The 13977-nt window shown below is 73.0% G+C and carries 13 protein-coding genes; 11 read left to right on the top strand and 2 right to left on the bottom strand.

What is annotated here, in order from left to right; genetic code table 11:
* Nucleotides 1–21 precede the first annotated feature (21 nt).
* The 3 genes from OG764_RS17360 (at nt 22) to OG764_RS17350 (ending at nt 4046) form a co-directional block, all read left to right on the top strand.
* Entirely contained in the window at nt 22–702 is a 681-nt protein-coding gene (locus tag OG764_RS17360; protein ID WP_328969329.1) for a GntR family transcriptional regulator, read from the top strand.
* Between the two features lie 98 nt (nt 703–800).
* On the top strand, nt 801–3266 hold the full coding sequence (locus OG764_RS17355; protein WP_328973047.1) for a dolichyl-phosphate beta-glucosyltransferase: 2466 nt from the start codon (nt 801–803) through the stop codon (nt 3264–3266).
* 129 nt (nt 3267–3395) lie between these two features.
* Nucleotides 3396–4046, top strand: a complete 651-nt coding sequence (locus OG764_RS17350) for a hypothetical protein (protein ID WP_328969328.1) — start codon at nt 3396–3398, stop codon at nt 4044–4046.
* Between the two features lie 86 nt (nt 4047–4132).
* Here OG764_RS17350 and OG764_RS17345 read toward each other — a convergent pair whose 3' ends face one another.
* On the bottom strand, nt 4133–4855 hold the full coding sequence (locus OG764_RS17345; RefSeq protein ID WP_328969327.1) for an SLATT domain-containing protein: 723 nt from the start codon (nt 4853–4855) through the stop codon (nt 4133–4135).
* A gap of 247 nt (nt 4856–5102) precedes the next feature.
* Here OG764_RS17345 and OG764_RS17340 point away from each other — a divergent pair, with 247 nt between their 5' ends.
* The 8 genes from OG764_RS17340 to OG764_RS17305 all read left to right on the top strand — a co-directional run bounded on the left by OG764_RS17340 (nt 5103) and on the right by OG764_RS17305 (nt 12135).
* A complete protein-coding gene (locus OG764_RS17340) occupies nt 5103–5447 on the top strand; it encodes a YbaB/EbfC family nucleoid-associated protein (RefSeq protein ID WP_328969326.1) in 345 nt (114 codons plus the stop codon).
* A gap of 54 nt (nt 5448–5501) precedes the next feature.
* Nucleotides 5502–6101, top strand: coding sequence for a recombination mediator RecR (gene recR, locus OG764_RS17335; protein ID WP_328969325.1), 600 nt, complete (start codon nt 5502–5504; stop codon nt 6099–6101).
* Nucleotides 6094–6750, top strand: a complete 657-nt coding sequence (locus OG764_RS17330; protein ID WP_328969324.1) for a DUF5063 domain-containing protein — start codon at nt 6094–6096, stop codon at nt 6748–6750. Before recR ends, OG764_RS17330 begins: the two co-directional genes overlap by 8 nt.
* A 162-nt stretch (nt 6751–6912) precedes the next feature.
* Nucleotides 6913–8187 carry an aspartate kinase gene (locus OG764_RS17325; protein ID WP_328969323.1) on the top strand — a complete coding sequence of 425 codons (1275 nt, stop codon included), beginning with the start codon at nt 6913–6915 and terminating at the stop codon, nt 8185–8187.
* The gene (locus tag OG764_RS17320; RefSeq protein ID WP_328969322.1) at nt 8184–9260 is read left to right on the top strand and encodes an aspartate-semialdehyde dehydrogenase; all 1077 of its coding nucleotides are present in this window, start codon (nt 8184–8186) and stop codon (nt 9258–9260) included. Before OG764_RS17325 ends, OG764_RS17320 begins: the two co-directional genes overlap by 4 nt.
* A 206-nt stretch (nt 9261–9466) precedes the next feature.
* Nucleotides 9467–10156 (top strand): SigE family RNA polymerase sigma factor, encoded by a 690-nt coding sequence (locus tag OG764_RS17315; protein WP_328969321.1) that lies wholly within the window; start codon nt 9467–9469, stop codon nt 10154–10156.
* A complete protein-coding gene (locus OG764_RS17310; protein ID WP_328969320.1) occupies nt 10153–11286 on the top strand; it encodes a hypothetical protein in 1134 nt (377 codons plus the stop codon). Before OG764_RS17315 ends, OG764_RS17310 begins: the two co-directional genes overlap by 4 nt.
* A gap of 30 nt (nt 11287–11316) precedes the next feature.
* Nucleotides 11317–12135, top strand: a complete 819-nt coding sequence (locus OG764_RS17305) for an SURF1 family protein (protein WP_328969319.1) — start codon at nt 11317–11319, stop codon at nt 12133–12135.
* Here OG764_RS17305 and OG764_RS17300 read toward each other — a convergent pair.
* The gene (locus OG764_RS17300; protein WP_328969318.1) at nt 12116–13921 is read right to left on the bottom strand and encodes a S9 family peptidase; all 1806 of its coding nucleotides are present in this window, start codon (nt 13919–13921) and stop codon (nt 12116–12118) included. The genes OG764_RS17305 and OG764_RS17300 overlap by 20 nt on opposite strands.
* Nucleotides 13922–13977 lie beyond the last annotated feature (56 nt).

Raw genomic sequence — 13977 nt, 5'->3', positions numbered from 1 at the left:
CTTACTAAGGAGACGGACCCCATGGCCGGCAGCGGAGCTGTCACCCGCAACACACTTCGCCAGCAGATCGCGGACGCGCTGCGTGACGAGGTGCTGGCGGGGCGTCTGCCGCCGGGCACCGAGTTCACGGTCAAGCAGATCGCCGAGCAGTACGAGGTCTCCGCGACCCCGGTGCGCGAGGCGCTGGTCGACCTGTCCGCGCAAGGACTGCTCGATTCCGTGCAGCACCGCGGCTTCCGCGTGCGCGTCTTCACCGTCGACGACTTCCGCGGCATGGTCGAGGCCCGCACGCTGATCGTCGACGGCATCTTCCGGCGGCTGGCCGAGCGGGCCTCGGGTCCCGGCGCCGGCGAGGCGCTGGTCTCCGTACGCCGCCGCGCGGACGAGGCGCGGCGGGCGGCCGAGAGCGGCTCCCTCGAAGTGCTGATCGGCTACGACCTGCGCTTCTGGCGGGAGCTCAGCGGGCTGGTCGGCAACGCCTACATCACCGAGTTCCTGCACCGGATCCGCGTGCAGTGCTGGGTCTTCGCCGTCCCGCACCTCAAACACGAGGCGGGGATGCGCGGCGACCTGTGGACCGGGCACGGGGCGCTGGTCGACGCGGTCACCCGCGGCGACGCCGACGAGGTGCGCAGACTCGTGCGCGAGTACAACCAGCACGCCCTGGACTGGGCCGACACCCTCCCGCAGGAGGGCAAGTGACCACCCCCGCCGACCGCGGCACGCCGGCCCCCGCCGACCACGGAAGGCCCGCACACGCGCCCGCGCCCACTCCCGCATCCGCACCGGCATCCGCCTCCGTGCCCGCCCCCGCGCGCCCGCCCGGTGAGGCGCGCTGGCTGGGCGCCGTCGAGCTGAGCGTCGTGGTTCCCGCGTACGACGAGGAGGCCCGCATCGGGCCCACCCTGGACGCCGTGCGCGCCTACCTCGACGGGCACGTCGGCACCGGGCGCGGCGACTGGGAGCTCATCGTCGTCGACGACGGTTCCGCCGACCGCACCGCCGAACTGGTGCGGGCCGCCGCGGCCGCCGAGCCCCGGATCCGCCTCGTCGTCTCCGAGCACAACCGCGGCAAGGGCAATGCCCTGCGGCTGGGCGTGCTGGCCTCGGCCGGGCAGCGGGTGCTGCTCATGGACGCCGACCTGGCGACGCCGGTCGAGGAGCTGGAGCGGCTGGAGAAGGCCTTCACGCAGGCCGGGAGCGACCAGGTGGAGGCGGCGATCGGCTCGCGCGCCCACCCCGAATCCGAGATAGAACGCCACCAGGGCCGGCTGCGCGAGCTGATGGGCCGGGCCGGCAACAAGGTCATCCGCGCGGTGGCCGTCCCGGGGATCCGGGACACCCAGTGCGGCTTCAAACTGCTCGACGGCGACCGGGCGCGCGCCGCTTTCGCCGCCTCCCGGCTCGACGGCTGGGGCATCGACGTGGAGGTCCTGCGCTACTTCCGGCAGCAGAAGTGGGCGGTCGCGGAGGTTCCGGTGCGCTGGGCGCACCAGGAGGGCTCCAAGGTCCGGCCCGCCGACTACCTGCGGATGCTGGGTGAGCTGGGCCGGCTGAAGGCGGGCGGCCTGGCGGTCGCCGCGCTGTACCTGCTGGGCGCGTTCCTGCTGTACAAGGGCCTGTGGGCGGACCTGGACCGCCGCTACCTCGCGGACGCCGGCCAGGACCAGAACCAGTGGGAGTGGTTCTTCGCGGTCACCGCGGACAACGTCTCCCACCTGCGCAATCCGCTGTTCTCGACGTTCCAGGGCATGCCCGACGGCGTCAACCTGATGGCGAACACCGTGATGCTCGGCCTGTCCGTCCCGCTGACGCCCGTCACCCTGGCCTTCGGACCCACCGTGACCTGGGCGATCGTGCTGACCTTCGGGCTCGCCGGGACCGCGCTGGCCTGGTACTGGCTGATCCGGCGGTGGCTGGTGGCCGGCCGCTGGGCGGCGGCCGTCGGCGGCGCGCTGGCGGCCTTCGCGCCGCCGATGATCTCGCACGCCAACGCCCATCCGAACTTCTGCGTGCTCTTCATGATCCCGGTGATCGTGGACCGCGCGCTGCGGCTGTGCGCGCCGGGGCACGAGCGCAACGTGCGCCGGGACGGGGTGCTGCTCGGGCTGTTCTCGGCGTACCAGGTCTTCCTCGGCGAGGAGCCGTTCCTGCTGGCCGCGCTGGGCATGCTGGCCTTCGCGGCGGCGTACGGGGTGATGCGCCCGGACGTCACGCGCGAGGTGTGGCGCCCGCTGCTGCGCGGCCTGGGCATCGCCGCGGCGGTCTCGGTGCCGATCGTGGCCTTCCCGCTGTACTGGCAGTTCTTCGGGCCGCAGAGCTACCACTCGGTGCTGCACGGGGACGCGGCCGGCAACAGCCCGCGGGCCTTCGTGGAGTACGCCCAGCGCTCGCTGTTCGGCGACGAGGCGCAGGCGGACAAGCTGGCGCTGAACCGCACCGAGCAGAACGCCTTCTACGGCTGGCCGCTGCTCGCCCTGTGCGCGGGGATCGCGGCGGCCCTGTGGCAGCGGACCGCGGTCCGCGCGCTCACCGTGACCGCGGTGGTCGCCGCCTGGCTGTCGCTGGGGCAGCGGATCCAGATCCCGGGCACCGAGGTGGTGCTGCCGGGTCCCTGGAAGCTGCTCGCCGACAAGCCGCTCTTCGAATCGGTGATCGAGGGGCGCGTGGGCATGGTGTGCGCTCCGGCGCTCGGCATCCTGGTCGCGCTGGGGCTGGACCGCATCCGGACCGTTCCCGTCCGCAAGCACCGGATCCTGGCCCTGGCCGTGGTGGCGGCCGCGCTGCTGCCGATCGTCCCGACGCCGTTCGCGGTGCGCGACCGCGCCGCGGTGCCGATGTTCGTGGCCGAGGGCCGCTGGCGGGAGTACGTGCCGCCCGGCCGCACCCTGGTCACGGTGCCGCTGCCGGACCCGGGCTCGGCCGACGCCCTGCACTGGCAGGTGCGGCAGGACTTCGGCTTCCGCCTCCCGGGCGGCTACTTCAACGGCCCGTGGGGCCCGGACCGGATCGGCATCTACGGGGCCACCCCGCGCCACACCTCGAACATGCTGGGCGACGTCCGGGGCGGCAAGGAGCCCCCGCAGATCGGCCCCGACTGGCAGGCCCAGGCCCGCGCGGACCTGGACTGGTGGAAGGCGGGCGCGCTGGTGCTGCCCGACGGGGAGGAGCGCGCCGAGGAGCTCAAGCAGGTCGTCACCGAGCTGCTGGGACGGCCCCCGGAGCGCGTCCTGGACTGCTGGGTCTGGCGCTACCACTTCACGTAGCAGGTGCCCCGCTCCCCGGCGGCCGGGTCCCGGCACCGCGCCGGTAAGGGCCGCCGGGCCCGGACCCCTTCGCGCACGGTGCCCGGCACACTACGCTGGGCCGATCGGCGGACAACGATGGGAGCCCGTGTGGCCTGTGACCTGTGGCTGGTCCCCCTTGTCGACGTGCTGTGCCACAGCCCCGACAACCCCTTCGCGGAGGAGATCTCCGCCTACGACCGTGCGCTGGGCGAAGCCGGACTGCCTTCCGTGCCGGTCTTCGCGTACATGCCGGGGCTCTCGGGTGATGTCGCACCCGTCGCCGGCTTCGACTACGACGCCCTGCATTTCCTGCGGCGCGCCTACCTGCTGCACATCTGCGGGCTGCCGGTGACCCCGGTGGACGAGCTGGGCGGCGACTACGAGCAGCTGCTGGAGATGTTCGAGGCCACCGCGCAGCAGTCGCACCTGGTCTGGCACTACGACCACGCGGGCGCGTACGTGCCCGTGGACTTCGCGGCGCCCCTGGCGAACGAGGAGCTGCTCGGCGGCGGCGGCCCGCTGGGGTCCGCGCAGGGCCTGCTGCGGGAACTGATCTTCGTCGCCCCGGTCATCGGCATAGACCCGGGCAACCCTCCGATGGCACCCGCCCCGCCGGGGCGGCCCACCGCGCTGGAGGAGCCCGCCCCCTCGATGCCGCACGACGACAGCCCCTTCGCACGGGAGCGCCACGTCTGGCTGGGCCTGCACGCGGCCGCGACGCGCAGCCTCGGCCAGGGCTCGATGATCATCTTCAGCTGATCCGGCCGACCGGGACCACACCCGTCGGCCGTCCCCGGCCGACCGGGATCACGCCCGGCCGGCCGGGGCCGGTCCCCCCGGGCCGCTCAGCGCGGCTGCTCGGGGGGACGCTGGCGGGGCATGTTCGGCCGGGTGCCCGGCGGCAGCGGGAACCGGCTCGGGTGGCTGCCCGGCTCCGGGCGCGGCGCCGTACCGGCCAGGGACTGCATCAGCAGGGGCGCCGGGCCGGCGCGGAACTCCACCATCCAGTCCGCGGTCTCGGAGCGCACCAGTTCGGTCACGTCCTCCGAGAAGCGCCGCAGCACGGTCAGGCAGCGCTCGGCGGCCTCGCTGGCGGTGCCCTCGGTCGGGCCGAGCACCTCGCGCACGTTCTCCGAGGCCCAGTCGAACTGGAGGGTCTGCAGCCGCCGCTGCACCGCCTGCGCGGTGGCCACGTCCCGCATCCACCCCGAGGTCAGGCCGAAGAACCGGTCACAGGCCAGCGCGGCGGCCGCGAGCAGCAGCGAGAGGAATCCGTACGAGGCGGCCCCCGGCACCGCCCCGGCCAGCTCCAGCAGCGGCAGGGCCGCGCCCGTCACGGCGCCGACCGCGGCCGCGCCGCGCAGCACGCGGGCACCGCGACGCTTCCACGCGCGGTCGGAGAGGTACCACTCGGAGGTGCGCAGCGCGTCGGCCTCGACCCAGCGGTAGAGCTCGTCCAGGCGCTCGGCGGGCTCGCCCCAGTCGCCGAGGGGGAACGGCCTGCCGGTCAGATCCTCCCCGCCCTCCTCCCGGGGCGGCCCCTCGGGCTGCATTTCCGGCTGGCTCACCCGGCACTCCCTCTGCCTGCGCTGACGTGTGGTGGTGCGCGTGTGCGCAATCATGCGCCACCCCTTCCTACCGCCGAACGGCGGGGGATGGGCGACGAATCCCGGGTTTTCCGCCCTCAAGGAGGTCTTGATCAGGTACGGCAGGGCGGCAACTCTCACTCGAAAGAGTTGGTCCTCACGGCGTAGGGCGCCGCGCGCGGGGAGCACGTAGGCTCGGTTTGAGCGAACGACAAGGAGTGTGTGACCCGTGAATTTCGGTGGCGGTCAGCCCAACATGCAGCAGTTGCTCCAGCAGGCCCAGCAGATGCAGCGGGACCTCGCGGCGGCCCAGGAGGCGCTGGCTGCGACCGAGGTCGAGGGCCAGGCCGGAGGCGGTCTCGTGAAGGCCACGGTGACCGGTTCCGGTGAGCTGCGCGCGCTGGTGATCGACCCCAAGGCGGTCGACCCGGAGGACACCGAGACCCTCGCCGACCTGGTCGTCGCGGCCGTCCAGGCGGCGAACGAGAACGCCCAGCAGCTCCAGCAGGAGAAGCTCGGCCCGCTGGCCCAGGGTCTCGGCGGCGGTTCGGGCATCCCGGGTCTCCCCTTCTGACCCGCCGCGCCACTACCGTACGTACGTCACCCGTAGCAGAGAGAAGGCAGTCCGTTGTATGAAGGCGTGGTCCAGGACCTGATCGACGAACTGGGCAGGCTGCCCGGCGTCGGGCCCAAGAGCGCCCAGCGGATCGCCTTCCACATCCTGCAGGCGGAGCCCACCGACGTCCGCCGACTCGCGCACGCGCTGCTGGAGGTCAAGGACAAGGTCCGGTTCTGCTCGGTCTGCGGGAACGTGGCCCAGGACGAGCAGTGCACGATCTGCCGGGACCCGCGCCGCGACCCCACGGTGATCTGTGTGGTCGAGGAGCCCAAGGACGTGGTCGCGGTCGAGCGGACCCGCGAGTTCCGGGGCAAGTACCACGTGCTCGGCGGGGCGATCAGCCCGATCGAGGGCGTCGGCCCGGACGACCTGAGGATCCGCGAGCTGCTCGCGCGCCTCGCCGACGGGGCGGTGACCGAGCTGATCCTCGCCACCGACCCGAACCTGGAGGGCGAGGCGACCGCCACCTACCTCGCCCGGATGATCAAGCCGATGGGCCTCAAGGTCACCCGCCTGGCCAGCGGGCTCCCCGTCGGGGGAGATCTGGAGTACGCGGACGAGGTCACGCTCGGGCGGGCCTTTGAAGGAAGGCGACTACTCGATGTCTGACGCAACGCTGCACGCCCTGGGCCTGGATCCGGACGATTTCGCCGTCCAGATCGCCGATCAGATCGAGTCCTTCATCGTCGCGGTCACCGAGGTGGCCAAGGGCGAGGACCCGGACAGTGCGGTGCCCTTCCTCCTCCTGGAGGTCTCCCAGCTGCTGCTGGCGGGCGGGCGGCTCGGTGCGTACGAGGACGTGCTGCCGGACGAGCGGTACGAGCCCGACCTCGGGCCGGAGCCGGACGTCGACGAGCTGCGCGAGCGGTTCGCGTACATGCTCGACCCGGTCGACGTGTACTCCGAGGTCTTCGACCCGTACGAGCCGCGGAAGGCGCCGGTGGCGCACCGGCTCTCCGACGACATCGCCGACATCGTCGCGGACCTGCGGCACGGGCTGGCCCACTACCGGGCCGGCCGGGTCACCGAGGCGCTGTGGTGGTGGCAGTTCTCCTACTTCACCAACTGGGGTCCGACCGCGTCCGCGGCCCTGCGCGCCCTGCAGTCGCTGGTGGCGCACGTGCGCCTGGACCAGCCGCTCCAGGAGCTGGACGGGCTGGACACGGACGAGGACCTCACCGAGGACGACCTCGCCGAGCAGGCCGGACGGGTGATGGCGGAGGAGATCGCCGGACCGCTGGGGCTGCAAGGCCGCTGATATCGGGACGTTCCGCCCGGATCGGGGCGGGCGGAACCTTTGCCGCTGCCCGCGCGTCTCTTCTGCTGAAGATCGCATCTCATGATGTGGTACGTCACGGTCGGATTGCGGTCGCTCGTTAGACTGAGCCGACCGCAGTAATGGACTGAGCGAGGAGCGCACGTGGGCCTTGTCGTGCAGAAGTACGGAGGCTCCTCCGTAGCCGATGCCGAGGGCATCAAGCGTGTTGCCAAGCGGATCGTCGACGCCAAGAAGAACGGCCACCAAGTGGTCGTCGTGGTGTCCGCGATGGGCGACACGACGGATGAGCTGATCGATCTCGCCGAGCAGGTGTCTCCGATGCCTACCGGCCGGGAATTCGACATGCTGCTGACCGCGGGAGAGCGCATCTCCATGGCCCTGCTGGCCATGGCGATCAAAAACCTGGGCCACAAGGCCCAGTCGTTCACCGGCAGCCAGGCGGGCGTGATCACCGACTCGGTCCACAACAAGGCGCGCATCATCGATGTCACGCCGGGCCGGATCCGCACCGCGCTGGACGAGGGCAACATCGCCATCGTCGCCGGTTTCCAGGGGGTCTCCGCCGACTCCAAGGACATCACCACGCTGGGTCGCGGCGGTTCCGACACCACCGCGGTCGCGCTGGCGGCGGCGCTGGACGCGGAGGTCTGTGAGATCTACACGGACGTCGACGGTGTGTTCACCGCCGACCCGCGCGTGGTCAAGAAGGCCCGGAAGATCGACTGGATCTCCTCCGAGGACATGCTGGAGCTGGCCGCGTCCGGCTCCAAGGTGCTGCTGCACCGCTGCGTGGAATACGCGCGCCGTTACAACATCCCGCTCCACGTCCGGTCGTCCTTCTCGGGACTGCGCGGCACGTGGGTCAGCAACGAAAAGCCGCAAGGGGACGAGCAGGTGGAGCACGCCATCATCTCCGGAGTCGCTCATGACGTCTCCGAAGCGAAGGTCACGGTCGTCGGCGTCCCGGACAAGCCGGGCGAGGCCGCCGCGATCTTCCGCGCGATCGCCGATGCCGAGATCAACATCGACATGATCGTGCAGAACGTGTCGGCCGCGTCCACGGGCCTGACCGACATCTCGTTCACGCTCCCCAAGGCCGAGGGCCACAAGGCCATCGACGCCCTGGAGAAGGCGAAGTCCACGATCGGCTTCGAGTCGCTGCGCTACGACGACCAGATCGGCAAGATCTCCCTGGTCGGCGCGGGCATGAAGACCAACCCCGGGGTCACCGCCTCCTTCTTCCAGGCCCTGTCCGAAGCGGGCGTGAACATCGAGCTGATCTCGACCTCCGAGATCCGCATCTCGGTCGTCACCCGCGAGGACGACGTCAACGAGGCCGTCCGCGCCGTCCACACGGCCTTCGGCCTCGACTCCGACAGCGACGAGGCCGTCGTCTACGGAGGCACCGGACGATGACCGACGCCCGGTCCGCCCCGGCGCTCGCCGTGGTCGGGGCGACCGGAGCGGTCGGTTCGGTCCTGCTCCAGATCCTGTCCCAGCGGGCGGACGTCTGGGGCACCATCCGCCTGATCGCCTCCCCGCGCTCGGCCGGCCGCCGGCTGGCCGTGCGCGGCGAGGAGACCGAGGTGCTCGCGCTCACCGAGGACGCCTTCGACGGCTTCGGGCCGGGCGACGTCGCGGTGTTCCTCACCCCCGAGGACATCTCGGCCCGGTGGGCGCCCGTGGTCACCGCGCGCGGCACGGCCGTCGTGGACCGCTCCGAGGCGTTCCGGCTGGATCCCGAGGTGCCCCTCGTGGTGCCCGAGATCAACCCGCGGGCGGTACGGGTGCGCCCGCGGGGCATCGTCGCGGGTCCCGGACCCGCGACCCTGTCGATGATCGCCGCCGTCGCCGCGCTGCACGCCGCGTACGGCCTGGAGGAGCTGACGCTCGCCACGTACCAGGCCGCCAGCGGCGCGGGCCGGGCCGGCACCGAGGCGCTGCGCCGCCAGCTCTCCCTGGTCACCGGCGCCGATCTGGGCCGGCACACCGGCGACGTACGGCGGGCCGTGGGCGCCGACCCCGGCCCCTTCCCGGCGCCGCTGGCCCTCAACGTGGTCCCGTGGACCGGCGGTCCGCCCGAGGACGGCTGGTCCCCGGAGGAACTGCTCGTGCGTGCCGAGACGCGCAAGGTGCTGGGCCTGGAGTCGCTGCCGGTGGCCGTGACCTGTGTCCTGGTCCCGGTGATCGCCGGGCACTCGGCGACCGTACGGGCCCGGTTCCGCGACGAGGTGACCCGCGCCGGGGCGCACGACGTGCTGGCCGCCGCGCCGGGTGTCGTGCTCGTCGACGACCCGGCCGCGGGGGAGTTCCCGACGCCCGTCGACGCCGCGGGCACCGACCCGGCCTGGGCGGGCCGGGTGCGCCGGTCGCTGGACGATCCGAGGGCCCTGGAGTTCTTCGTCTGCGCCGACAATCTGCGCAAGGGCGCGGCCCTGAATACCGCTCAGATCGCGGAACTGCTCGCGGGCGAGTTCGCGTCCGCCTGAGTGGAAGGCCTGGGGGGCCTGCACCGCACATCCCTTTGTAGGATCTTGTGTGATCCCGAGATCAAGGTGATGGCCCGACTGCCGCCTGGACAAATGGGGCAATTGGGAGAGCGGGTGCGCATGAGGGTAGTTGAGGCAGCACACATGCCCTCACCGGGGTTGCCCCGCGCGTACAACCTTGACGGGGGGATGTGTGTCCAACTGGCGTGGCACAGGTTCTCGACATTGCAGTCATGCCGGTCGGCGGGGCGATCGCCCCGCCGCGCTTGCGGCCCCGCGGCTCACGAGGCACCTCCCAGGCCCCACGGCCAGGGGGAGGCATGCCGGTGATCGCCCCGCTGGGGTCCACGCGCACCGGCCGCGTCCCCGCTCCGCGTGAGAGCGCGGACGACGCGGCCGCCGTCGGCACGACGGTCGACCACCTCACCGAGACCTACCGGGCGCACTACCGCTCGCTGCTCGGTCTCGCCGCGCTGCTCCTCGACGACACCGCCTCCTGCGAGGACGTGGTCCAGGAGGCCTTCATCCGGGTCCACTCGGCCCGCAGCCGCGTCCGCGACCCCGAGAAGACCCTCGCGTACCTGCGCCAGACGGTGGTCAACCTCTCCCGCTCCGCCCTGCGCCGGCGCATCCTCAGCCTGAAGCTGCTGTCGAAGCCCATGCCGGACATGGCCAGCGCGGAGGAAGGCGCCTACGACCAGCTGGAGCGCGACGACCTCATCAAGGCGATGAAGGGCATCCAGCGCCGGCAGCGGGAGGTCCTGGTGCTGCGCTACTTCGCCGACATGACGGAGGCTCAGGTGGCGGAGACGCTCGGGATATCCCTGGGGTCCGTGAAGGCCTACGGATCCCGCGGGATCGCGGCGCTGCGGGTGGCCATGGAGGCGGGGCAATGAGCGACGAACCGAACCAGACGGAAAGCAGCGGCGTGAACAGCAGTCCCGGTCCCGACAACGAACTGGCACTGCGGAGCCTGTTGCAGGGCGCGGTCGCGGACCTGGCGCCCTCCGACGACGCGCTGGAGCGGCTGCGGCACGCCGTACCCGCCCGCCGGGCCCGCAAGCGCCGCACCGCCATCGGCGCGGCCGCGGCAGCGCTGCTGATCGGCATCTCCGTCCCCTCCTTCGTCAAGGTGGCGGCGAGCCCCGACGGCTCCGACGACCGCCCCGCCATCGCCGGCCACGGCGAGCAGGCGCACGGCGGCACCGGCGGCATCACCGACCCCGACCTCAGCTGGCCGGGCCTGCCCGACCCGGTCGCGCGCCCCGCCAAGACCGACGGCCCCGGCCGCGGCCAGCCGGACCAGGGCCGGCCGGTCGCCGGCAAGACCGGGGATCCCGGCCGGACCGCGGGCGGCTCCGGCGGCCCGGGCGACGGCACCGGCCCGTTCCCGCCGTCCTCCGCGGCCCCCGCGCCCGTCTGCCAGGCCGACCAGCTCGGCGTCGCACTGGAGGAGACCCGCTCCCCGGACGCGGACGGCAAGGTCTACGGCACGTTCCGGATCACCAACGTCTCACAGGGCGACTGCAAGGTCTCAGGCCCGGGCGCCGTGACGGCGGTCGCGGCCGGCAGCGCCGACTCCGCGAAGATCACCGTGGCCGACCACACCGCCGGAGACCCGGCCACCGGCCTGCCCAGCCCCGCCGAGGAGCAGACCGGCCTGGTCCTCCAGCCGAACACCGCCTACGAGATCCGCTTCGCCTGGGTGCCGGAGCAGACCTGCCCGGCCCGCCCCGGCCCGGACCCCACCATCTCCCCGGACCCCGCCAGCGGCGGCTCCGGCACCACGGACGGCGGCACCGATCCCGATACGGGGACCGGCACGGGCGACGCCGACGGCGACGGCGTGGACGACACCGATCCGCTCGGCGAGGGCAGCGACCCGTCCGGCGAGACGGGCGGCGCCGGCGTCGAGGTCACCCACATCGCCGACCCGGGCGCGCCGATCGCCCGCACGGTGATTCCGGATGCATGCGCGGGGACCCTCTACCGCACCGGAGTGCTCCCGGCCGAGCCCGCCTCCTAGCCGCGGGCGGCGGGCCCGTACGGTGGAGGGGTGCACCGGTTTCTGCTGACCCCGCGGTGGTGGGGGATCAACATCTTCGTCGTGCTGGCCGTCCCCGTCTGCGTCTTCATGGGGTCGTGGCAGCTCGGCCGGTTCGAGGACCGCGTCGACAGCCACCGCGAGGCCACGGCAGAGCGACCGGCCGAGGAGCGCGCCGCGCGGCCCCTCGACGCGCTGCTCCCGGTGGACAAGAAGACCTCCGGCGCACTCGCACGGGCCGCCGGCCGGTACGCCGACCAGCTGCTCGTGCCCGAGCGCAGCCTCGACGGGCGGACCGGGTTCTACGTCCTCACCCTGCTGCGGACCGACGGCGGCAAGGCGATCCCCGTGGTGCGGGGCTGGCTGCCCGGCACCGCGGACCCCGCGAAGGCGCCGGCCCCGCCGGCCGGCCGGGTCGAGGTCACCGGCGCGCTGCAGGCCTCCGAGAACTCCTCGTCCAAGGGCGTCCGGGCGCAGGGCGGCCTGCCGGCCGGGCAGCTCGGCGTGATCGGCGCCGCCTCCCTGGTGAACCTGGTGCCGTACCCGCTGTACGACGCGTGGCTGACGCTGCCCCAGGTGCCCGGCGGGGTGCCCGGGATGGAGCCGGTGCCGGTGACCGCGCCCACCAACACCGGCCTGGACCTGAAGGCCTTCCAGAACCTCGGCTACACCGGCGAGTGGTTCGTCTTCGCCGCCTTCGTCGTCTTCATGTGGTTCCGGTTGTACCGCCGGGAGGCGGAGGCGCTCCGGGACGCGGAACTGGGCCTCGTCCCGGAGCCCGCCGCGGAAGCGGAGCCGGAGCCGGAGCCGGCTACGCCGGCAGGTGCTTGAGCGCGAACTCCAGCTCCATCCGGACCTGCTTGATCCGCTCCTCCACCACCAGGGAGCCGTGGCCGGCGTCGTACCGGTACACGTCGTGGACCGCGCCCCGCGCCGCCAGCCGGTCCACGTAGTTGTCGATCTGCCGGATCGGGCAGCGGGGGTCGTTGACACCCGCCGCGATGTGCACCGGCGCCCGCACCTCGTCCACGTACGTCAGCGGTGACGAGGCCTCGAAGCGGTCCGGGACCTCCTCGGGCGTGCCGCCGAACAACGTCCGGTCCAGCGCCTTCAGGGCCTCCATCTCGTCGTGGTACGCGGTCACGTAGTCCGCGACCGGCACCGCGGCCAGCCCCACCGCCCACACATCCGGCTGGGTGCCGAGACCGAGCAGGGTCAGGTAGCCGCCCCACGAGCCGCCCGACAGCACCAGCCGCGCCGGGTCCGCGAGCCCCGAGGAGACGGCCCACTCCCGGACCGCCGCGATGTCCTCCAGCTCGATCAGCCCGACCCGGTGCTTGAGCGCGTCCGTCCACTCCCGGCCGTAGCCGGTCGAGCCGCGGTAGTTCACCCGGACCACCGCGAAACCGTGGTCCAGCCAGGCCGCGGGAGCCGCCGCGAAGGCGTCGCTGTCGTGCCAGGCCGGACCGCCGTGGATCTCGAAGACCGTCGGGAAGGGGCCCTCACCGGTCGTCGGTCGCTGGGCCAGCGCGTGGATCCGCCCGCCCGGGCCCTCCACCCACACGTCCTCGACCGGCACCGAGCCGGGCGCCTTCATGCCCGGCGCCTCCAGGACCACGCCGCCCGCGGTGGAGCGTACGGAGGACGGCTCGGCGGCCGAGGACCACAGGTACTCCACCGTGCCGTCGGGGCGGGCGGAGGCGCCCGAGACGGTGCCGGGCGGGGTGTCCACCCGGACCAGCTCCCGCGTCGCCAGGTCGTACCGGAACAGCTCGCTGCGCGCCTCGAAGCTGTGCTCGATCAGCAGCGCGGAGCCGTCCGGGTACCACTCGGCGGCCACGTCCCCGGGCAGCTCGACGTCGAGCGGGCTCTGCGTGCCGCTCGCCACGTCCCACACCATCGGCTCCCAGCGGCCGCGGCGCTGGTGGCCGATGAGCAGTCGGGTGTCCCCGGACACGGGCGCGAAGCCGAGCACCTCCAGGCCGAGCTCCTCGGCGCCGCCCTTGGTGTCGTCGAGCTCCGCCACGGTGGTGCCGTCGAGCGTCAGCACGCGCAGCGCGGAGTGCATCGCGTCGCCGTGCTCGGTGTGCTCGATCGCGATCAGGGTGCCGTCCCGGGACAGGTCCCCGACGCCCGCCGACTCGCGGTGCCGGTAGATCTCCACGGGGGCGGCGCCCGGACGTACGACGTGCACGGTCGAGCCGTCCTCGTCGGTGGACCGGCCGACGACGGCCGTACCGTCCCGGGCGATGGCCAGACCGGCCGGGTAGGAGGGTTCGAGACCGGGGGTGGCGGGCTCGTCGTCGCCGCCCGCGAAGGGCTGGCGGACCCAGACGCCGAACTCGTCGCCGTCGGTGTCGGAGAACCACCAGATCCACTCGCCGTCGGGGGAGAGGGTTCCGTCGGTGGTGCCGTTCGGCCGGTCGGTGGCCTGGCGGCGACCGCCGGTGGCCCGGTCCCAGGCGTACAGCTCGTAGGTTCCGGTGGCGTTGGAGACGAAGAGGGAGCGGTCCGGGGCGTCCTCGGCCCAGTCCGGCAGCCCGACCCGCGGGGCCCGGAAGCGCTTCTCCCAGTCGGGCATCCCGGTGGTCACGGACGTGCTGGTGTCATCGGTCATGCGCTCATTCTGTCCGGATTCCCGGCAACGGCTGGGCCATCCGGGCGGTACCGGCC

The organism is Streptomyces sp. NBC_00239 (assembly GCF_036194065.1).
Taxonomy (GTDB): Bacteria; Actinomycetota; Actinomycetes; order Streptomycetales; family Streptomycetaceae; genus Streptomyces.
Note: the sequence above shows the minus strand (reverse complement) of the source record. Positions and strands in the feature narration are given on the sequence as shown.